Origin of the sequence: Cellulosimicrobium funkei, from assembly GCF_900155925.1 — a bacterium.
GTDB lineage: Bacteria > Actinomycetota > Actinomycetes > Actinomycetales > Cellulomonadaceae > Cellulosimicrobium > Cellulosimicrobium funkei.
On sequence record NZ_FTMI01000009.1, the window covers coordinates 35617 to 54750 of the forward strand.

Consider the following 19134-nt stretch of genomic DNA (forward strand, 5'->3'; position numbering starts at 1 on the left):
GAGGACGTGGTGCGGGACGCGGATCGTGCCGAGCGCCGCGCCGTCGCGCTGATCGCGATGGCCGGCGTGGTGCTCATCGCTGCCGTCCCGGCGATCGAGCTCGTGCTGTGGGCCATCGAGGACTTCGGTCCCGTGTCGCCCGGCGGCGAGCCGATGCTCGCCGGGGCCGAGCTGCAGCGCGTCGCCTCCGTCGCCCTCGTGCTCGTCCTCGCGGTCGCCGCGGCGAGCGCGGTCGCGGCCGCCGTCCTCGTGCGGCTGCACGTCCTCGCGTGGCCGCTGCGGCGGCAGGTCGCCCTCGTGCTCGGGCTGAGCCTCGGCATCGGTGCCGTGCGCGCGGGTGCGCTGTACCTCACGCTCCCGCGCGGCGCGCCGGGACCGTTCGTCGCCGCGCAGGTCACCCTCGGCACCCTCGAAGCCTGCTTCGCCATCTCCGTCGCGCTCTTCTACGTCGGCTCGCGGCGTCGCATCCGCGCGGAGGAGCGGCGACGCCTCGTGGAGACGCAGCGCGCGGAGCGCGCGCGGCTGGAGGCCGAGGAGGAGGAGCTGCGCGTCCGGCGCGACGTGTCGCGCCAGCTCCACGGCGGGCTCCAGCAGCGCCTCGTCCTCGCGATCCGCGAGGTCGACGCGATCCGCGACGACCTCGAGCACGGGGGCCAGGAGCAGGCTGCCCACTCGCTCGAGGCGGTGTCCGAGCGGCTCGACCGCCTCCGCGAGTCGGAGGTCCGCGCGGTGGCGCACTCCCTCTACCCGCTCGCGGGCGACTTCTCGCTGTCGACGGCGCTGCTCCTGCTCGCGGACCGGCTCCCGCCCTCCGTGCGCATGGACGTCCGGTACGAGGGCGTGGCCGACGCCGTGCTGGCCGGGTACTCCTTGCCGCCCGCCGACCGGGTCCTGCTCTTCGCGATCGTCGAGGAGGGCGTCAACAACGCGATGCTGCACGGCCGGGCCGACGTGGTCAGCGTCGTCCTGCGCGGCGAGCCCCTCACGGAGCGCCGGAGCCTCGCGCACGTCGTGGTGGACGACGACGGCACCGGACTCGCGGGGGAGCCGCACCTCTCGGGCGTCGCCCATCTCCAGGCCCGCGTCCACGGACGGGGCGGTGACCTCGTGCTGGGCCCCTCGCCGATGGGCGGGGCCCGGCTCGCGGCGCGGATCCCCGTCGTCAGCCCCGTCGCCGAGGCCGAGGATCGGGCGTGAGCAGCGCACGCCGCCTGCGCGTGGCCGTCGTCGAGGACGAGGCGATGGTGCGGGGGCTCGTCCTGGCGCTCCTGCGGGCGCAGCCCGGCATGGAGGTCGTGGCCGACGCCGCCGGCCAGACCGCGGCGCTCGCCGCCATCGCACCGGGCGAGGTCGACGTCGCGGCCCTCGACATCGAGCTCGAGGACGGGAACGGGATCGCCCTGGGCCGGGCGCTCCAGGAGCGCGACCCGCGCCTGCGGATCCTGCTCGTGTCGAGCCACAACCTGCTCGCCCTCGTGCGCTCGATCAGCGCGAGCGCACCGACGCCGTGGAGCTACCTGTCCAAGCGCTCCTCGGCACAGCCCGGCCAGCTCGTCCGCGCGCTCGGTGACGTCGCGAAGGGCCGGGTCGTCATCGACCCCGCGCTCGTGCGGCGCTCGGTGCCGCGAACCGACACGCCGCTCGCGGGGTTGTCCGTCGCGCAGTTCCGCGTGCTCCAGCTCGTCGCCGAGGGCCGCGCGAACGGCGCCGTCGCGGCAGAGCTGGGGATCACGTCCAAGGCCGTCGAGGCGCAGCTCACCGCGATCTACCGGCTGCTCGACCTGCCGGCCGGAGCCAACCACCGCGTGGCCGCGGTGCTCGAGTTCCTCCGCCAGTCCGTGCGCCCGGAGCCCTGAGCGCCGCGCGCGCCCGCCTCCGGGGGCCGGCGGCCCGTGCCAGGCCCTAGGCTCGGAGCGTGACGACCGAGAACTCCGCCCCGCGCGTCGCCCTCGCGACGTGCTCCGTCCTCCCGCAGCTCGACCCCGACGACGCGCCGCTCGTGCGGGCGCTCGACGCCCGGGGCGTCGCGGCACAGCCGGCCGTCTGGGACGACCCCGACGTCGACTGGTCCGCGTTCGACGCCGTCGTCGTGCGCTCCACGTGGGACTACTCCGCCCGGCGCGACGAGTTCGTCGCGTGGGCGGCCCGGGTCCCGCGCATCCTCAACGCGGAGCGGGTGCTGCGCTGGAACACCGACAAGGGGTACCTGCGCGAGCTCGAGGGCGCGGGCATCCCCGTCATCCCGACGCTGTGGCTCGACCCGGCGCGCAACCTCTCCTCGCGCGCGATCCACACGCGCCTGCCCGCCCAGGGCGACTTCGTCATCAAGCCCGTGGTCAGCGCAGGCGCGAAGGACACGGGCCGGTACCAGGCGGGCGAGGCGCACTCGCGCGGGCTCGCGATCCAGCACGCCAAGAACCTGCTCGTCTCCGGGCGCGAGGTCATGGTGCAGCCCTACGTGACGAGCGTCGACACCGCGGGGGAGACGGGCCTCGTCTTCGTCGACGGCGAGTTCTCGCACGCCGTGCGCAAGAACGCGCTGCTCACCGGCCCGCACCGCCCGACGCGCGGCCTGTACCAGCAGGAGGAGATGAGCCCGTTCACCGCGTCCGACGAGCAGCTCGACGTCGCGCGGCGGGCCCTGGCCGTGGCGGCCGACGCCGTCGGCGGCGGCGACCCGGCGACCTTCCTCTACGCGCGCGTGGACGTCGTCACGGGCAACGACGACGGCGGCGTCGTGGTCATCGAGCTCGAGCTCACCGAGCCGTCGCTGTTCCTCGCGCTCTCCCCGGGGTCTCTCGACCGGTTCGCCGACGCGATCGCGGCGCGCGTCGCGCGCTGACCCGCACAGGCCCGTCCACGCACGACGGCGGCCCGTCCCGATCCCGGGACGGGCCGCCGTCGTCGTGCGGTCAGGCGAGGCCGTTCTCCGACAGCCAGTCCGCGGCGATGTCCTCGGGCGAGCGCTGGTCGACCGTGGACTCCACGTTGAGGGCGACGAGGCCCTCGGGGGTGAGCGCCTCGCTCACCGGGTTGATCACGTCCGCGATCTCGTCGGCGATGTCCGCGTTGACCAGCGGCACGACGTTCGAGGCGAGGAACAGGCCCTCCGGGTCCTCGAGCGTGACGAGCTTCTCCGTCTGGATGCGCGGGTCCGCGCTGAACACGTTCGCGATGTTCACGGTCCCGGCGACGAGGTCCTGGACGGTCGTGTCGCCCGTCGCGACGAACGACACGTCGACCCCGTAGACGTCCTTGAGCCCCTGCGGGCCGTAGGGGCGCTGCTCGAGCTCCGCAGGGCCGCCGAGCGTGAGCGGCACGTCGAGGCCGGCGAGGTCGGACAGGCTCGTGAGGTCGTTCTCCGTGGCGAACGCCTCGGTGACGTTGTAGGAGTCCTGGTCCGTGGCGGTCGACTGGTCGAGGACCGTGAGGCCGTCGGGCAGGGCCTCCTGGAGCGCCGCGTACACGTCGTCGGGCGACGTCGCCGTGGTCTCCGGGTCGAAGAACTGCAGCAGGTTGCCCGTGTACTCCGGGAAGAGCTGCACCTCGCCGCTCTCGAGCGCCGGCATGTACGCGTCGCGCTGGCCGATCGAGAAGTTGCGCTCGACCGTGAAGCCCTCCGCTTCGAGCGCCTGCGCGTAGATCTCCGCGATGATCTCGTTCGAGTAGTAGGCCTGCGAGCCGACGACGATCGTGTCGGACGAGGCGCTGCCGCCGCCGTCGGAGCTCGTGGTGTCCTCGGCGAGCGGGTCGGACCCGCCGCCGCAGGCGGTGAGGGCGAGGACGGCGGTCGCCGCGGTGGCGACGAGGGCGGCGGTGCGTCGGGTGGTGCGCATGTGTCTGCCTTTCTGAGGGCCGTCCCGGGGACCGGGAGGGGTCGGTTCGGCGCGTGCGGCGGGGGAGCGCCGTCCGCGTCAGGCGGTGGTGGGTTCGGGGGCGCGGCGGCGCCGCCGGGACGGGGAGTCCTCCGCGGACCGTCCCGCCGTGACGCCGCGCGGCACGACGAGCCGTTGGAGGATCGCGAACAGCGCGTCGAGCACGACGGCCAGCACGACGATGACGAGGGCCGCGCCGAGGATCTGGGAGAAGTCGCGGATCTGGATGCCCTGCACGATGTAGAAGCCGAGACCCCAGTTGCCGACGTAGCCGGCGAGCGTCACGGTGGCGACGACCTGGAGCGTCGCGGACCGCAGCCCGCCGATGAGCAGCGGCAGCCCGAGAGGAACCTCGGCCTTGAGGAGGACCTGCCACCCGGTCATGCCGACGGACCGGGCGCCGTCGACCACGCGCCGCTCGACGGCCTCGATACCGGCGTACGCCCCCGCGAGGATGGGCGGGATCGCGAGGAGCACGAACGCCGTGATCGACGCGGCGACCTTGTGGGTCACCCCGAGCACGAGCACGAGCAGCAGGACGAGCCCGAACGAGGGCACGGCGCGCGCCGCGCCCGAGAGGGCGACCGCGACCTCCCGCCCGCGCCCGGTGTGGCCGATCGCCCAGCCTGCGGGGATAGCGATCGCCGCGGCGATCAGCACCGCCACGAACGTGAACGCGAGGTGGGTCCAGATCGCCTCGGGCAGCGGGAGCGCGCCGGTGAGCCGGTCGGGGGAGAAGATCCAGGCGACCGCGTCGGAGAAGACGTTCATGCGCGCACCTTCCGGGACCAGGGCATGACCGCTCGCCCGGCGAGCACGAGCAGCAGGTCGACGAGCAGGGCGATGACGACGACCGCGACGACGCCGGCGAGGATCTCGGGGACGATCTGCCGCTGGTAGCCGTTGGTGAACAGGTATCCGAGGTTGTCGATCCCGATGAGGATGCCGACCGTCGCGAGCGAGATGGTCGAGACGGCCGTGACGCGCAGCCCGGCGAGCACCACGGGGCCGGCGAGCGGGAGGTCGACCTGCCAGAAGCGTCGCCACGGCCCGTACCCGACGGCGAGGGCCGCCTGCCGGACCGTCGGGTCGACCGACGCCAGGGCGTCGGCGACGAACCGCGTCATGATCGCCACCGCGTAGATCGTCAGTGCCACCACCAGGTTGACCTCGGACAGGAAGCTGATGCCGAGGAGCGGCGGGAGCAGCGCGAAGAGCGCGAGCGACGGGATCGTGTAGAGCAGCCCGACGAGCGTGAGCACGAGACCCCGCGTGAGGCGGAACCGGAACGCGAGCCAGCCGAGCGGGATCGAGACGACGAACCCCAGCACGATCGGCACGACGCACTGGCGCAGGTGCTCGACGGTCAGACGGCCGATGAGGTCGACGTTGTCCAGGACCCAGGTCATGCGCCGTCCTCGGGGGCGTCGCCGACGAGCACGCCCTGGGTCCGACCCGCGCCGTCGACGAGGACCGTGCCGTGGTCCGTCCGCTTCGTGCGCAGCGCACGACGGCCGCGCTCGGCACCGATGAAGCTCGCGACGAACTCGCTCGCGGGGTTCTCGAGGATCTCGCTCGGGGACCCGATCTGCGCGATCTGCGCCCCCTTCTCGAGGATCACGACCTGGTCGCCGAGCAGGAAGGCCTCGTCGACGTCGTGCGTGACGAAGACGACCGTCTTCTCCAGCTCCCGCTGCAGCCGGATGGTCTCGGTCTGGAGCTCGGCCCGCACGATCGGGTCGACCGCGCCGAACGGCTCGTCCATGAGCAGGATGTTCGGGTCCGCAGCGAGCGCGCGGGCGACGCCCACGCGCTGCTGCTGGCCCCCCGAGAGCTGGCTCGGGTAGCGGTCGGCGAGCGCCCGGTCGAGGCCGACCGTGTCGAGGAGCTCGAGGGCGCGCTCGCGCGCCCGCCTCCGGGGCGTGCCCTCGAGCCGCAGGACCGTCGTCACGTTGTCGACGACCTTGTAGTGGGGGAGCAGCCCGCCGTTCTGCAGGACGTACCCGATGCTGCGCCGCAGCTTCACCGGGTCGCGGTCGAGGACGGAGCTGCCGTCGATCTCGATCGTGCCGGACGTGGGCTCGACCATCCGGTTGATCATGCGCAGGAGCGTCGTCTTGCCGCTCCCGGAGGAGCCGACGAGCACCGTGGTGCGGTGGGGTGGGATGACGAGGTCGAAGTCGGCGACCGCAGCCGTGCCGTCGGGGTACGTCTTCGTGACCGATCGGAACTCGATCATGGGGCGCTGCCTCCCGACAGTCGGTGAACGGCCTCCACCCAACCACGACCGCGGTTCGGCTCGTCAAGCGCAATGCCGCGCGTCCCCCAGACCGTACGACGAACCACCGACACGCCGCACCCGGACCGCGCGGGCGGCCTCCGCAAGGGCGGCGGTCGCCGCCGTGCGTCCGGCCTGCCGCGCGGATTCGCCCGTGACGTGCGTCACGCTGCGGCCTATCGTGGCGCTGTGCCCCACCTCGACGCCCTCCTCGCCTTCGCGCTCGCGTCCCTCGTGCTCGTCGCGATCCCGGGCCCGAGCGTGCTCTTCGTCGTCGGCCGCTCGCTCACGCTGGGCCACCGCGGCGGCGTGCTCAGCGTGCTCGGCAACGAGCTGGGCGCGCTCACGCTCGTGGTCGCGGTGGCGCTCGGGGTCGGGACGGTCGTCGCGACGTCGGTCGCGATCTTCACGGTCGTCAAGCTCGTCGGGGCCGCCTACCTCGTGTGGCTCGGCGTCCAGGCGATCCGTCACCGGCGCGACGGGACCGTCGCCGTCGACGCCGCCCCCGTACGTGAGCCCTGGTGGCGCGTGGTGCGGCAGGGCTACGTCGTCGGGGTGACCAACCCCAAGACGATCGTGTTCTTCGTCGCGGTGCTGCCGCAGTTCACCGACTTCCACGCGGGCCGCGTGCCCGGGCAGATGATGGTGCTCGGGCTCGTCTTCACCGTCATCGCGTTCGTGTGCGACAGCGTCTGGGCGCTGGCGGCGGGCGCGGCCCGCTCGTGGTTCGCGTCCTCGCCCCGACGGCTCGGCGCGGTGCGGGCCGCGGGCGGCGGGATGATGATCGGCCTCGGCGGCGTCCTCGCCGTCGCGTCGCACCGCGCGCCCTGAGCGGCCCCGAGCGCGTCGACGCAGGGCTCGTCGGGCCCGGGACGCGACGAGGGCCGGCCTCCGTACGGAGACCGGCCCTCGCCGTCTGGGGTGAGTAACGGGACTTGAACCCGCGACCCCCTGGACCACAACCAGGTGCTCTACCAGCTGAGCTATACCCACCATGTGAGCCGTGCTCACGGACCGGCGCCTGGAGCACCGGCCGTCGAAAAGTGTACCCGGTCCGGGAGGTGCTCCTGGACGCCTTTCTCGCGTCAGGCCTCGCCGGCTCCTGTGACGGTCGCCACGGCCGGGTCGTCGGTGGCGTCGGCGCCCTCGGCGGGACGCGTGCGTCCCCGGGTCACGCTCGTCGTGACGACCTGCTCCGCGATCTTGCGGGCGGTCGCCGAGTCCGGGCCCGGCGCGGGCACGAAGACGGCGGCGCGGTAGTAGCGCAGCTCGTCGATGCTCTCGAGGATGTCGGCGAGCGCGCGGTGCCCGCCGTGCTTCTCGGGAGAGGAGAAGTAGGCGCGCGGGTACCAGCGGCGGGACAGCTCCTTGACGGAGGAGACGTCGATGATCCGGTAGTGCAGGTGGCTCATGAGGGCCGGCATGTCGCGGTCGAGGAACGCCTTGTCGGTCCCGACGGAGTTCCCCGCGAGGGGCGCCTTCCCGGGCTCCGGCACCCAGGTGCGGACGTAGTCCAGGACGCGCTGCTCGGCCTCGGCCAGCGTCAGGCCCTCGTCGAGCTCGTCCAGTAGGCCGGACGTCGTGTGCATCTGGCGCACGAAGTCGCCCATCTGCTCGAGCGCCTCGGCCGGGGGGCGGACCAGGACGTCGACCCCGTCGCCGAGCACGTTGAGCTCGGAGTCGGTGACGACCGCGGCGACCTCGACGAGGGCGTCGGCGCCCAGGTCGAGCCCGGTCATCTCGCAGTCGATCCAGACGATGCGTTCGTTCGCGTTCACAGGGCTCACGCCCACAGCCTAGTCGCGCACGAGGAAGGCCCCGGCGGTCCGGTCCACGGAGGGTCCGGACGGCCGAGGCCTTCGACGGGTCGCGCTCTCGCCCGGCGGGGTGTGCCCCCGGTGCGACGAGCGCTCGGTGCGCGTCATGCGGTGCGGCGCGACAGGCGGGCCTGCCGGGTGTGCGCCGGGACGCGGGTCGTGGTGCGGCGCAGCTGCGACCGGCGCAGGGTCTGCTCCTGCAGCTGCTCGCGACGGCTGAGGGCCGCCACGTCGTACGTGATCAAGGGATGCATGGTGCTGCTCTCGTGACGCTGGGTTCGTGGGTCTGGCCGGACCCTCCACCGCCCGGTACGGACCGGACGGACGCCACCGCGGTGTGTGCTCATACGACCACGCCGGGCGCCGGGGGCGCACGGGATTTTCGCCAGGACCGCCCGGGGGCCCGTCCGGTCCGTCGGAGGGTCGGCCCGGGACCGTGCCGCGCTGCGTCGTCGGCCCGCGTTCCGTAGCCTCCGGGGATGGGTGCGACGACGAGCGGGTCGAAGGAGGGCACGTCGCCGCGGGCGGTGCTCGTGAGCGTCTGGCCGGGGGTGCTCCTGGTCCTGGTCGGCGTCCTGGGCTTCGCCGGCCTGCTGGACTCCGTCCGGGAGCGGGACGACCTCTGGCGGTTCGACGAGCCGCTGCTGGCCTGGATGGTCGCGCACCGGACTCCCGTCGCCACGGGGGTGCTGACGGTCGTGACGAACGTGTTCGGCCCGTTCGTGCTGCCCGTCCTCGTGGCGGTGGGGTGCGTCGTGTGGGCCCGCCGCTCGGGGACGTGGTGGGAGCCGGGCCTGCTCGCCGGGGCGATGGTGCTCGCGACCCTCGTCTCGAGCGTGCTCAAGGCCGTGATCGCGCGACCGCGCCCCCCGGACGTCTCGATGGTCGTGGCCGGGGTGGAGCGGTCGTTCTCGTTCCCGTCGGGCCACACGATCGGCGCGGCGACGCTCGTGCTCGTCGGGGGCTACCTCGTGTGGCACCGCCACCGCGACGCGCGCGTGCTCACGGTCTGGGTCGTGGCGTCGGTGCTCGTCGTCGGGACCGTGGCGCTGAGCCGGCTCTACCTCGGGTACCACTTCCTCACGGACGTCCTCGCCGGGCTCTGTCTGGCCGTGGCGGTGCTCGGCGTCGTGGTCGCGGTCAGCCGGGTGCACGACCTGCTGGCTCGACCGGAGGCATCCCCGCGGCCCGTCGAGGCACCGCCCGAGGAATCTTGAGAAAGAACTCTTGCGCAAGATATCTTTCGTGACGTAGCGTCGTCGCCATGACGACCGCTGCCGACCGCCCCGCGCCGGGCACCCCCGCGAGCACGACCCCGCCGGAGCCGGTCGTCGCGACCGACCCGGCGAGCATCCGCGCCCTCGCGCACCCCCTGCGCCTGCGGATCCTCGCGCTGCTCGACGACGAGGGCGAGGTCACGGCCACGCGCTGCGCCGAGGTCACGGGCGAGTCGGTCGCGAGCTGCTCGTTCCACCTGCGCATGCTCGCGAAGTACGGCTACGTCGAGGCCGCCGAGCGGCGCGGCAAGGAGCGCCCGTGGCGGACGGTCGGGCGCGGCCGCCAGACCCGCTTCGACCCCGACGTGCCCGAGTCGCTGCCCGCGGCGAGCGCCGTGGCGGACCTCGTGCTCGGCCAGGAGGCGGCGCGCGTGCGGGCGTGGCTCGCCGGCGCCGCGGCGGAGGACCCGCGGTGGCTGCTCGCCTCCACGCTCAGCTCGTCGTCGTTCTACGCGACGCGCGAGGAGCTCGACGCGCTCGCCCGCGAGGTCGAGGCGCTCACCGACCGGTTCGCCGGGCGCTGGGAGGACCCGGCGCTGCGCCCCGAGGGCGCGCGACCGGCGCGGCTGTTCGCCGTCGTCAACGCCGACCCGCCCGCGGACCCCCGGTGACCGCGCCGTCCGAGCCGGCGGCCACGGACCAGGCCGCGGCGCCGACGTCGACCGCCGCGCCGACGGCGACCGGGGAGAGGGCGACCGGGGCGTCCGCGCCGCAGCGCGAGAGCACGACGCCGGGACCGGACGCACGGGCGGCGCTCCGCGGGCGCCCCTTCCGGCTGCTCTCCGTCGCGTGGGGCTTCACCAACTTCGCCGACTCGGTGCTCGCGATCATCCTCGCCGTGTGGGTCAAGGACCTCACGGGATCGAACGGTGCGGCCGGGCTCGTGTTCGCCGCGCTGGGCCTGCCCGCGCTCGCGTCGCCGTTCCTCGGCCAGCTCGCCGACCGGGTGTCCCGCCGCCGGATGCTCGTCGCGACGTACCTCGTCGGCGCGGCCGTGCTGCTCGCGCTCCTCCTCGTCCGCGGCCCGGGACAGGTGTGGCTCGTGCTCCTCGTGACGGTCGTGTACTCGGGGGTCGGGTTCGCGACGTCCGCGGCGCAGTCCGGGCTCGTGCGCGACATGCTGCCCGACGACGCGCTCGTCGCCGCGAACGGCCGTCTCACGACGATCGACCAGGTGTTCCGCCTGCTCATGCCCGTCGTCGGCGCGGGCGCCTACGCGTTGGCGGGCGTGTGGCCGCTCGTCCTGGCCGCGTCGGGCGCGTTCGTCGTCGCGGCCGCGGTGGTGGCGCGCGTGCGGGTGCGCGAGACACCGCCGGCCGACGAGCGCGAGCCGTACCTCGCCGAGGTGACGGCGGGCTTCCGGCACCTCGCGCGGACGGCCCCGCTCGGCGTGCTCACCGTCGCCCTCGTCGTCGCGTTCGGGGCGGTCGGCCTGCTCAACGCCGTGAGCCTCGCGATCGTCGAGGACGGCCTCGGCCTGCCCGCCGCGCTGCTCGGCCCGGTCTCGTCCGTCCAGGCCGTGACCGCGATCGTGGCCGGCCTCACCGCCGCCCGGCTCGCGGCCCGGTGGGGCGCGCAGCGCCTCGTCGCGCTGGGGCTGGTCGTGCTCGCGCTCGGCATCGTCCCGGCGACCGGCACGAGCGTGGTGGCGGTCGTCGTCGGGCTGGGCGGCGTCGGCCTCGGCGTCACGTGGGCGATCGTCGGGTTCGTCACCGAGCGCCAGCTCCGCACGCCGCCCGCGCTCCAGGGCCGGGTGGCCGCGGCGAGCACCATGCTGCTCAACGTGCCCCAGCTCCTGCTCACCGTGGTGGGGGCCGCGCTCGTCGGGGTCGTGGACTACCGGGTGCTGCTCGTCGTGACCGTGGCGGGCATCGCCGTCGCCGCGGCGCTCGCCCTGCGTGGCCGCCGCGCCGTCGCCGGCGCGCGCTAGCGGGACCGACCGGCGGCACAGCGGCGGGGCCGGGACAGCGGGCACGACAGCGGGGGGCACGACGGCGGGGCGCAGCACCGGGACCACCGGCGAGACGACGCCGGGGCGGCCTCAGTCGTCGAGGCCGCGGGCGCGCAGCGCGTCGCCGAGCGCGTCCGCCTGGCGCAGGGCGCCCACGACGAACGGGACGGCGAAGGCCCGGACGTCGTGCTCCCGGCCGCGCGCGCGGGACGCGTCCCGCACGCGCTGCGCGAGCGCCGCGACCACCGGGACGGAGCGCACGGCGAGCGAGAGGACGAGCGCGACCCGGCCGACGTCGACCCCCGCGCGGCCGAGCGGGCGCAGCCCGCGCTCGATCGCCGCGAGCACCGCGGCCGTGCGGGTCGTGAGCAGCACGAGGCCCGCGAGCGCGACGAGCGCCACGAGGCGGGTCGTGAGGACCACCGCGGCGGCGGGACCGAGCGCGAACCACTGCACCGCGAGGAGCACCGGCACGACGAGCCGCAGCGGTCGGACCTGCTCCCACGCCGCGCGGGCCCCCACCCCCGCGAGCGCGTAGAGCGTCGCGACCACGACGACCACGACCCCCACCGCGAACGGTGACGACACGAGCAGCACCGCGCCCGACGCCGTCGCGAGGCCGACGAGCTTCGCCCCGGCCGGGAGGCGGTGCAGCACCGAGGTGCCCGGCCGGTAGCCGCCCGGCGTCATCCCGGCCCCGCGTCGACCAGGCGCCGGTAGTGCGCGACGGCCGGGCCCGGCGCGTCGTCCGCCACGACCTGCCCGCCGTCGACCACGAGCACGCGGTCCATCGCGTCCATGAGCGCGAGGTCGTGCGAGACGAGCACGACCTGCTGGGGGAGGGACGCGAGCTCGGCGGCGACGCGGCGCGTGTTGCGCAGGTCGAGGAGCGTGGTCGGCTCGTCGGCCACGACGAGGCGCGGTCCCGCCGCGAGCACGGAGGTGAGCGCGAGGAGCTGCTTCTGGCCGCCCGAGAGGAGGTGCGCGGGATGGTCCGCGTGCTCGGCGAGGCCGCGCGCGGCGAGCGCGCGCCGCACGACCGCGGCGCGCTCGTCCGCGGGGACGCCGCGCAGCGAGTACGCGACGTCCTCCGCCACGGTCGGCATGACGATCTGCGCGTCCGGGTCGGTGAACACGAACCCCACGCGCCGTCGCACCGCCGCGCCCTGGCGGCGCGTGTCGAGACCGTCGACGAGCACGCGTCCCGCGGTGGGCACGACGAGCCCGTTGAGCAGGCGGGCCAGGGTGCTCTTGCCCGAGCCGTTCGCCCCGACCACGCCGACCCGGCGCTCGCGCAGCTCGAGGCTCACGCCGCGCAGGACGTCGCGCTCGCCGAGCCGCACGTGCACGTCCTCGAGCCGCACCACGCAGCCCGCTGCGCCGTCCTGCGGCGGGAGCTCGGGCGCGGGTGCCGCGACCTCGGCCGGGCGGTCCCGGCGTCGCCCCCGCAGGGCGCGCGCCGCCCGCGCGATCACCGCGCCACCTCCACGAGCACCGCGACGCCCTGGCCGCCGCCGACCGCCGCCGTCGCGAGCCCGAGCGTCCCGGCCCGCGCGCCCCCGCGCACGAGCCGGGAGAACAGCCGGACCACGGACACCGCGCCGCTCGCGCCCCACGGGTGGCCCAGCGCGAGCGCGCCGCCGTCGGCGCACACGCGGGCGTCGTCCGCCGGGTCGCCCAGCGGGTCGAGGCCGAGCGCGTCGGTGACCGCGAGCACCTGGGCCGCGAACGCCTCGACGACCTCGACCGCGGCCGCGTCGTCGAGCCGCGCGCCGGCGCGGTCGAGCACCGCGCGCACCGCGGGCACCGGGCCCCACCCGGGCAGCGCCGGGTCGCAGCCCACGGTGGCCGACGCGACGACCCGCAGGCCCGCGAGGCCCAGGTCGCGGCGCACCGCCTCGGGAACCACCGCGACGACCGCGGCGCCGTCGCTCACCGGGCTCGACGTCGCCGCCGTGACGGTCCCGTCGGGGGTGAACGCGGGGGAGAGCCGCGCGACGACGGCCGGGTCGAGGCGGCGAGCGCGCTCGTCGCGCTCCAGGGCACGGCCCGGCGGGCCGACGCGCACGGTCTCCGCGGCGAACCGCCCGGCGTCGTGCGCCGCGCGGGCGCGCGCGTGGCTGCGCACCGCGTACGCCTCCTGGCGCTCGCGGGTCACGCCGCGTCGTCGGGCGAGCTCGTCGGCCGCCGCGCCCATCCCCGGGTCGGCCCACGGCACGGGCGTGAACGCCGCGCGCGCGTACGGGACGTCCCCCCACGGCGTGCGGTGGGCCCGCGCGGGGGAGCGCGTCGCGCTCTCGGTGCCGCCCGCGAGGACGAGCGTCGCCTCGTCGGCGCGGACCTGCTGCGCCGCGACGAGCACGGCCGCGAGGCCGGACGCGCACTGCCGGTCGACCGTGAGGCCGGGCACGCCGACGCCCGCTCCCGCGGCGAGCGCCGCGACGCGCGCGACGTCCCCGCCGGGGCCCGTGCAGCACCCGAGCACGACGTCCGCGACGTCACCGTCGACGCCGTGCGCCCGCGCGTCGTCGAGGGTCGCGCGCAGCGCCGCGGCCGCGAGGTCCACCTCGGTGAGCGCCCGGTGCCCGTGGCCCGCGGTGCCGATCCACGTGCGGCGCGCGGCGACCACCACGGGCGTCGCGTCCGTCGTGCCGCGCGTCGACGTGCTCGGGTGCCGGGTCACCGCAGCGGCTCCAGGCCCGACCGCGCGAGGTCCGTCCCGCCGAGGGCCTCGCTCACCGCGCCGCGCGCGGGCTTGCCCGACGGCGTCCTCGGCAGCGCGCGCGTGCCGTACCAGCGCCGCGGTCGCTGGGCCGGCGCGAGCGCCGCGCGGGCGACCCGCTCGAGGTGCGCGCGCAGCCCCGACCGGTCGTCGCACTCCACGACGGCCGTCACGACCGCCCCGAGGCGGCGGTGCGCCGTGCCGAGCACGACGACGTCGCGCACCCCGGGCACGGCCCGCAGCACGACCTCGACGTCCTCGGGCACGACCGTCGACCCGCCCGAGAGGATCGCGCCGTCGCCCCGGCCGCGCAGCACGAGCGGCTCCGGCCCCGGGTCGGCGAGGTCCCCGACGGTGTGCCACGCGCCGTCGCGCCGCAGCGGTCCCGTGGCGCGCGCGAGGTAGCCGCGCGACACCCACGGCGAGCGCACCCACACCTCGCCGACGCTCGCCGACGGCAGGGGGCGGACCGCCAGGTCCACGCCGGGGAACGCGCGCAGCCCCGACCCGTCGGGGTCGTAGGCGACGAACGACAGCTCGACGGCGCCGTAGTACGCGAGCACGTCGACGCCGAGGCCCCGCGCCCGCTCCCGCGCCCCGGGCGCGAGCGACGCCCCGCCGACGACCGCGTGCCGCAGCCGCGAGGGCGCGCCCGCAACGACGGCGTCGAGCACGTCGTCGAGGACCTGCGGCACGAGGTGCACGACGTCGCTCGTCGCGAGCGCCGCCGTCGTCGCGGCCGGGGTGCGCGTGAGGACGACGCACGCCCCGACGGCGAGCGTGTGCACGGCGGCGAAGCAGTACAGCGACGACGCGAGCGGGCCGGGGACGAGGACCGCGTCGGTGGGTCGCAGCCCGAGGAGACGGGTGACCGCGTCGAACGACCCCGCCCACGACGCGCGCGTGCGCACGACCGCGCGCGGGCGGCCGGTGCTCCCGGACGAGAACCCGGCCCACGCGAGGTCGTCGGGACCGGGGACGTGCGACGGCGCGGGCTCCGCGCCGTCGGCGGTGCCGGTCCCGCGCGGCAGCGGCACCTCGACGAACGTGCGCGGCGCGAGCGTGCGCAGCACCTCGGCGCGGTGGGCGCGCGGCCACGCGGCGTCGCACACGAGCGGCGTCGCGCCCAGGTGGTCGACGGCCAGCATCGCCGTGAGCAGGTCGAGCGGGTCCGGCAGCGACACGGCGACGAGGTCGCCCGGTCGCGTGCCCGACGCGCGCAGGTGCGTCGCGCCCGCGCGCACGTCCGCGGCGAGCGCGGCGTAGGTGCGCGACCGCTCGGGCGTGCGCAGGGCGGGACGGTCGCGCGCGGCCGGGTCGGCGGCGTGCGTCAGGACCTGGTGGGCGACGGGCACGCGGACACTCTCGCAGGTGTTCAGGAGGCGGGGCGGCCGTCGGCCGCGGCGCGGCTGGTGCGCCCGACCGGACGGGCCGCGGGGTAGGCCCGCACGACGCCCACCGTGATCGCGGCTGCGGCGAGCGCCTTGAGCAGGTCGCCGGGCAGGAACGCGAGCGAGAGCTGCGCGGTCGTGGGCAGCGGCACGCCCGTGACGAGCGCCTGCACCGGGATGCCGACGGCGTAGACGACCGCGATCCCGCCGACGACGCACGCGAGGAGCACGGGCGCGAACGTGACGCGCCGGAGCCGGTCGACGAGCAGGCCGACGACGGCCGCGCCGGCGAGGAACCCGACGAGGTAGCCCGCGGACGGCCCGACGAACGCCCCGAGCCCGCCGCGCCCGCCCGCGAGGACGGGGAGCCCGGCCGCGGCGAGCGCGAGGAACGTCGCGACGGCGAGCGAGCCGCGCCACGCGCCGAGGATCGCCCCCGCGAGCATGACGCCGAGCGTCTGGAGCGTCACGGGCACCGCGTTGCCGAACAGCGCGATCGAGCCGGGCAGGCCGAGCGCGGCCAGGAGCGCGGCGAACGTCGCGACCCGCGCGGCGTCGCCGGCGTCGAGCGCGAACCGGCCGCGGCGACGGTCGGGCAGGTCCCGCGGTGCGCCGCGCGGCGCGTCCGGGGTGGTGGGCGCCGTCGCGGACGGGGTGGCGGCGGGCGTCTCCGTGCGGGCGTCGGTCATCGCGGGCTCCCTGCTGTCGGTGGTCGGGCGTGTCCACTCTGGCCGGGACGGCGGCCCTCGGGCGACGGCGCTCGCGACCACCTCCGCGGCCCGCCGTGCACGGATCGCACAAGGCGTTGGAGGGATCCTCCAACCGCGCCGGGGCGCGGGCGCGGGGTCGGTGTGGGAGCCGCACAACGCGGCCTGCCCGGCCGGGCGACACGGCTCGTCGCACCTCTTGGCACTCTCGGGGTGAGAGTGCTAAAACAGGAGCTGTAGCCGCCCGCGGGGTGCCTGCCTCGCGGGAGCACCGACCGGTCCCGGACCGTCCGGGACCGTGCGACGAGGAGGTGAGAGGTGTGGCTGCGATGACCGACCCCTTCACGAGCACCTTCGACGCGATGGACCGTCTGGTCGGCCAGCTCGCGTCCGGCGCCCGCGCGACCGCCGCCTCGGCGGCCTCGGGCGGCATGCCGCTCGACCTGTTCCGCGCCGGGGACCACTACGTGCTGACGATGGACCTCCCGGGCGTCGACCCGGGCACGATCGACGTGTCCGTCGAGGACCGCACGCTGACCATCCGCGCCGAGCGCAGCCCGCGGACCGACCCGGACGTCCAGTGGCTCGCCCGCGAGCGGCCGTCCGGCACGTACGCGCGCCAGCTCACGGTGGGGCGCGGCCTGGCGCTCGACAAGATCACGGCGTCGTACGAGGACGGCGTGCTGACGCTGACGATCCCGGTGGCCGAGGAGGCCCGGCCCCGCCGGATCGAGGTCGCGCACCGCGCGGGCGGCGCGGCGACCCAGATCACGGCCGAGGCCGAGCCTCAGACGTCGGAGGGCTGAGCCGGGCTCACGCCTCGCCGGGGAGGGCCTTGCGGACGACGAGGCGCGTCCACGCCCCGAGGTACACGCGGTCCCCGTCGGCCAGCTCGCGTCGCTGGCCGGCGGGGATCGGGTCCGTCGGGAGCGGTTCGCCCGCGGGGCTCACGTAGGTGCCGTTCGAGGACTGCAGGTCCTCGACCCACCAGCGCTGCCCGTCCGTGCTGAGCTGGCAGTGCCGTCGCGAGACCCCGGTGTCCGCGCCGCAGTCGACCTGCGGGTGGATGCCGCGCGAGACCGACGGGCGCCCCACGAGCACGCTGCGCTCGCGCAGCACGACCAGCCCCGGCAGGCCCGCCGACGGCATGAGGTCCTCGGGCTGCTGGGCCGCGTACCAGTCCGGGTCGATCCAGATCTCGACGACCCACTGGTCCGGCCCGGGCACGGGCGGCGTCGGCAGGTGCGCGCCCGACGGCGCGGGGCCGGCCGGGTCCGCAGACGCACCGGCGGGCTGCTCGCCCGTGCCCGTCCCGGCGGCCGGCATCGACGCCGGAGCCTCGAGCGGTGCGGAGGCGCCCGGCGGCGGGGTGGCCGCGGACGCCGGGGACGCGGCCGGAGCCGGGAGCGGGGGCGGCGTCACGCCCGACGCGAGGCCCGCTTCCGGTGCGGCCGGGGCAGCGGCGGGTGCGGCCGGCGTGGCCGGCGTGGGGCGTGACGGCGGGTCGAGCGAGAGCGCCGACGCAGGCTCCACCGGGTCGGGCAGGGCGCCGGTGGTGAAGTCGTAGCCGCAGTTCTCGCAGAACAGCGCGCCGGCAGGAGCGGGCGAGCCGCAGTTCGGGCACTCGAGGGCCTGCGCCGGTGCGGAGGCCCCGCCCGGAGCAGGAGACGCCGCGCCCGCCGCGGGCGCCGCGGGTGCCGACGCCGCGGCGATGGGCTCGCCGCACACGTCGCAGTAGTCGGTCGACTCCGAGGGGTGCCCGTTGGGGCAGACGACGGCGCTCACCGACGCACCCGCGTCGTCTTCGTCGAGGCGGTGTCGAGCGCCATCTCGTCGAGCGTCGAGGTGTTGCGCTTGAGCCGCACGGTGCCGTGCTCCTCGTCGTCGATCTCGACGACCTTGCGCAGGCGCGACGTCGCCTCCTCGTTCCCCGTCTGCTGCGCGAGCTGGACGGCGCGGCCGAGCTTGACGGTCGCCGTCGCCTCGTCGCCCGACGCCTTGGCCGCGAGGCCCTCCTGGATCGCCGCGGCGAGCTCGGTCTGGCCGGTGTAGTGCGCGACCTCGGGGTTGATGCGCGTGGTGAGCGACTCGTCGTCGGACCACTTCGCCTTGACCAGGCCCGAGGACACGACCTCGCCGTTCACGGCGAGCTGGACGCGCGCCGCGAGCTGCTCGGAGCCGACGGGCTTCGAGGCCACGCGCACCGCGACGTGGTAGTCGCGCGACTCGTCGCCCCACGATCCGGTGGGGTACGCGCCCGTGAGCGGGTTGACCTCGGCCCGGCGGTGCGTGAGGTCCTCGACGGTCGGGGCGACCTGGCGCACGAACAGCACCTGCGAGCCCTGCGGGGCCCACACGCGTAGGTCGGCCGAGGCGACGCCACGCGCCATCGACGCCTGCATGAGCTTCTCGAAGTCGGCGGCGATCTCGTTCGGGTCCGCGATGAGATCCACCGTGCCGAGCAGCGCGGTGGAGATCTCGCGCAGCTCGTCGACCTGCCAGCGCGAGCCGACGCCGCGCGCGTCGCACTGGAAGTGGCCCGTGACGTCCCGGACCGCGGCCGAGAGGTTGGCGCGGGGCTCGGACTCGTTCTTGCCGTCGGTGAGCAGGATCGCGTGCCGCTGCGTCGCCTGCGGCACCGTGGCGAAGAGCTGGTCCGCGAGGCGCAGCCACGTGCTCATCGCCGTGCCGCCGCCGGGCGTGAGCATCGAGATCGCGCGCTTCGCCTCGGCCCGCGCGCCCGGCTCCATCTGCACCATGGCCATGCGGGCGTTCGGGTAGGGGAACGCACGGTTCGCGACGTGGCTGCCGCCGACGATCGCGAACCACGTGCCGTCGAGGATCTGGTCGACCGCGACCTGGGCGGCGTGCTTCGCGGCCTCGATGTTGCGCCCCGACATCGACCCCGACGTGTCGACCATGATGATCTCGGCCACCCCGCCCGCGCCGCCGGCGCTCCCCGCGCTCCCGGCGCCGCGGCACGTCACGGTGACGATCGCGTGGACGTCCGTCGCGCCCTCGGACAGGAACTCGTTCTGGTAGACCTCGGCGGCGAACTCGGCCATGGGGGCTCCTTCGGTGGTGCGGGTGTTCGTGCAGGCTATCGGGTCGTCGGG

General features: G+C 75.9%; 21 protein-coding genes and 1 tRNA gene. 8 read left to right on the forward strand and 14 right to left on the reverse strand.

Annotated features, from left to right (window positions below; all coding sequences use genetic code 11):
• The first annotated feature begins 6 nt into the window (after nt 1–6).
• Genes BXA05_RS18545 through BXA05_RS18555 form a run of 3 tightly spaced genes read left to right on the forward strand, consistent with a single transcriptional unit; the run spans nt 7 to nt 2842 of the window.
• The gene (locus tag BXA05_RS18545) at nt 7–1197 is read left to right on the forward strand and encodes a sensor histidine kinase (RefSeq protein ID WP_076406657.1); all 1191 of its coding nucleotides are present in this window, start codon (nt 7–9) and stop codon (nt 1195–1197) included.
• The gene (locus BXA05_RS18550; RefSeq protein WP_083712032.1) at nt 1194–1856 is read left to right on the forward strand and encodes a response regulator transcription factor; all 663 of its coding nucleotides are present in this window, start codon (nt 1194–1196) and stop codon (nt 1854–1856) included. The genes BXA05_RS18545 and BXA05_RS18550 overlap by 4 nt, the downstream gene beginning before the upstream one ends.
• Before the next feature lie 59 nt (nt 1857–1915).
• Entirely contained in the window at nt 1916–2842 is a 927-nt protein-coding gene (locus tag BXA05_RS18555) for an ATP-grasp domain-containing protein (RefSeq protein ID WP_076406659.1), read from the forward strand.
• 70 nt (nt 2843–2912) lie between these two features.
• On the opposite strand, the gene BXA05_RS18560 is transcribed toward BXA05_RS18555, so the two are convergent.
• From BXA05_RS18560 to BXA05_RS18575, 4 genes are all read right to left on the reverse strand, one after another.
• A complete protein-coding gene (locus BXA05_RS18560; RefSeq protein WP_061268544.1) occupies nt 2913–3836 on the reverse strand; it encodes an ABC transporter substrate-binding protein in 924 nt (307 codons plus the stop codon).
• Between the two features lie 78 nt (nt 3837–3914).
• Nucleotides 3915–4646 carry an ABC transporter permease gene (locus BXA05_RS18565; RefSeq protein ID WP_076406660.1) on the reverse strand — a complete coding sequence of 244 codons (732 nt, stop codon included), beginning with the start codon at nt 4644–4646 and terminating at the stop codon, nt 3915–3917.
• A complete protein-coding gene (locus BXA05_RS18570; protein WP_043654098.1) occupies nt 4643–5284 on the reverse strand; it encodes an ABC transporter permease in 642 nt (213 codons plus the stop codon). Before BXA05_RS18570 ends, BXA05_RS18565 begins: the two co-directional genes overlap by 4 nt.
• Complete coding sequence (locus tag BXA05_RS18575; RefSeq protein ID WP_076406662.1) at nt 5281–6114, reverse strand: ABC transporter ATP-binding protein; 834 nt, start codon at nt 6112–6114, stop codon at nt 5281–5283. The genes BXA05_RS18570 and BXA05_RS18575 overlap by 4 nt, the downstream gene beginning before the upstream one ends.
• Nucleotides 6115–6342: 228 nt before the next feature.
• On the opposite strand from BXA05_RS18575, the gene BXA05_RS18580 reads away from it, so the two are divergent.
• Entirely contained in the window at nt 6343–6984 is a 642-nt protein-coding gene (locus BXA05_RS18580) for a LysE family translocator (protein ID WP_076406664.1), read from the forward strand.
• Nucleotides 6985–7070: 86 nt separating this feature from the next.
• On the opposite strand, the gene BXA05_RS18585 is transcribed toward BXA05_RS18580, so the two are convergent.
• The 3 genes from BXA05_RS18585 to BXA05_RS20155 all read right to left on the reverse strand — a co-directional run bounded on the left by BXA05_RS18585 (nt 7071) and on the right by BXA05_RS20155 (nt 8215).
• A tRNA-His gene (locus BXA05_RS18585) sits at nt 7071–7146 on the reverse strand.
• Nucleotides 7147–7238: 92 nt separating this feature from the next.
• Nucleotides 7239–7940: an oligoribonuclease gene (orn, locus tag BXA05_RS18590; protein ID WP_083712042.1), complete on the reverse strand. Its 702-nt coding sequence runs from the start codon at nt 7938–7940 to the stop codon at nt 7239–7241.
• Between the two features lie 134 nt (nt 7941–8074).
• Nucleotides 8075–8215, reverse strand: coding sequence for a hypothetical protein (locus BXA05_RS20155; protein WP_157446647.1), 141 nt, complete (start codon nt 8213–8215; stop codon nt 8075–8077).
• Nucleotides 8216–8449: 234 nt separating this feature from the next.
• On the opposite strand from BXA05_RS20155, the gene BXA05_RS18595 reads away from it, so the two are divergent.
• The 3 genes from BXA05_RS18595 to BXA05_RS18605 are packed head-to-tail and all read left to right on the forward strand — an operon-like array spanning nt 8450 to nt 11177.
• Nucleotides 8450–9187, forward strand: a complete 738-nt coding sequence (locus BXA05_RS18595; protein WP_076406666.1) for a phosphatase PAP2 family protein — start codon at nt 8450–8452, stop codon at nt 9185–9187.
• A 47-nt stretch (nt 9188–9234) separates the two neighbouring features.
• On the forward strand, nt 9235–9858 hold the full coding sequence (locus tag BXA05_RS18600; RefSeq protein WP_061268549.1) for an ArsR/SmtB family transcription factor: 624 nt from the start codon (nt 9235–9237) through the stop codon (nt 9856–9858).
• Complete coding sequence (locus BXA05_RS18605; RefSeq protein WP_076406667.1) at nt 9855–11177, forward strand: MFS transporter; 1323 nt, start codon at nt 9855–9857, stop codon at nt 11175–11177. The genes BXA05_RS18600 and BXA05_RS18605 overlap by 4 nt, the downstream gene beginning before the upstream one ends.
• 111 nt (nt 11178–11288) lie before the next feature.
• Here BXA05_RS18605 and BXA05_RS18610 read toward each other — a convergent pair whose 3' ends face one another.
• The 5 genes from BXA05_RS18610 to BXA05_RS18630 form a co-directional block, all read right to left on the reverse strand.
• Complete coding sequence (locus BXA05_RS18610; RefSeq protein ID WP_076406669.1) at nt 11289–11888, reverse strand: energy-coupling factor transporter transmembrane component T family protein; 600 nt, start codon at nt 11886–11888, stop codon at nt 11289–11291.
• Nucleotides 11885–12565, reverse strand: coding sequence for an energy-coupling factor ABC transporter ATP-binding protein (locus tag BXA05_RS18615; RefSeq protein ID WP_076406725.1), 681 nt, complete (start codon nt 12563–12565; stop codon nt 11885–11887). The genes BXA05_RS18610 and BXA05_RS18615 overlap by 4 nt, the downstream gene beginning before the upstream one ends.
• Nucleotides 12566–12669: 104 nt before the next feature.
• Nucleotides 12670–13881 (reverse strand): thiolase family protein, encoded by a 1212-nt coding sequence (locus tag BXA05_RS18620; RefSeq protein WP_244550519.1) that lies wholly within the window; start codon nt 13879–13881, stop codon nt 12670–12672.
• Nucleotides 13878–15275: a class I adenylate-forming enzyme family protein gene (locus BXA05_RS18625; protein ID WP_076406671.1), complete on the reverse strand. Its 1398-nt coding sequence runs from the start codon at nt 15273–15275 to the stop codon at nt 13878–13880. The genes BXA05_RS18620 and BXA05_RS18625 overlap by 4 nt, the downstream gene beginning before the upstream one ends.
• A gap of 20 nt (nt 15276–15295) precedes the next feature.
• Nucleotides 15296–16000, reverse strand: coding sequence for a biotin transporter BioY (locus tag BXA05_RS18630; protein ID WP_083712035.1), 705 nt, complete (start codon nt 15998–16000; stop codon nt 15296–15298).
• Nucleotides 16001–16338: 338 nt separating this feature from the next.
• On the opposite strand from BXA05_RS18630, the gene BXA05_RS18640 reads away from it, so the two are divergent.
• Nucleotides 16339–16824, forward strand: a complete 486-nt coding sequence (locus tag BXA05_RS18640; protein ID WP_369824872.1) for an Hsp20/alpha crystallin family protein — start codon at nt 16339–16341, stop codon at nt 16822–16824.
• Between the two features lie 7 nt (nt 16825–16831).
• Here BXA05_RS18640 and BXA05_RS19865 read toward each other — a convergent pair whose 3' ends face one another.
• Both BXA05_RS19865 and BXA05_RS18650 read right to left on the reverse strand, forming a co-directional pair.
• Nucleotides 16832–17803, reverse strand: a complete 972-nt coding sequence (locus BXA05_RS19865; RefSeq protein WP_076406674.1) for a double zinc ribbon and FHA domain-containing protein — start codon at nt 17801–17803, stop codon at nt 16832–16834.
• Nucleotides 17800–19083, reverse strand: coding sequence for a vWA domain-containing protein (locus tag BXA05_RS18650; RefSeq protein WP_021483252.1), 1284 nt, complete (start codon nt 19081–19083; stop codon nt 17800–17802). The genes BXA05_RS19865 and BXA05_RS18650 overlap by 4 nt, the downstream gene beginning before the upstream one ends.
• Nucleotides 19084–19134 lie beyond the last annotated feature (51 nt).

What these genes read in the sequence shown, in the direction of transcription:
- BXA05_RS18560 (WP_061268544.1), bottom strand. Translation starts at nt 3,836, where the DNA reads ATGCGCACCACCCGACGCACCGCCGCCCTCGTCGCCACCGCGGCGACC.
- BXA05_RS18565 (WP_076406660.1), bottom strand. Translation starts at nt 4,646, where the DNA reads ATGAACGTCTTCTCCGACGCGGTCGCCTGGATCTTCTCCCCCGACCGG.
- BXA05_RS18570 (WP_043654098.1), bottom strand. Translation starts at nt 5,284, where the DNA reads ATGACCTGGGTCCTGGACAACGTCGACCTCATCGGCCGTCTGACCGTC.
- BXA05_RS18575 (WP_076406662.1), bottom strand. Translation starts at nt 6,114, where the DNA reads ATGATCGAGTTCCGATCGGTCACGAAGACGTACCCCGACGGCACGGCT.
- BXA05_RS18595 (WP_076406666.1), top strand. Translation starts at nt 8,450, where the DNA reads ATGGGTGCGACGACGAGCGGGTCGAAGGAGGGCACGTCGCCGCGGGCG.
- BXA05_RS18600 (WP_061268549.1), top strand. Translation starts at nt 9,235, where the DNA reads ATGACGACCGCTGCCGACCGCCCCGCGCCGGGCACCCCCGCGAGCACG.
- BXA05_RS18610 (WP_076406669.1), bottom strand. Translation starts at nt 11,888, where the DNA reads ATGACGCCGGGCGGCTACCGGCCGGGCACCTCGGTGCTGCACCGCCTC.
- BXA05_RS18630 (WP_083712035.1), bottom strand. Translation starts at nt 16,000, where the DNA reads ATGACCGACGCCCGCACGGAGACGCCCGCCGCCACCCCGTCCGCGACG.
- BXA05_RS18650 (WP_021483252.1), bottom strand. Translation starts at nt 19,083, where the DNA reads ATGGCCGAGTTCGCCGCCGAGGTCTACCAGAACGAGTTCCTGTCCGAG.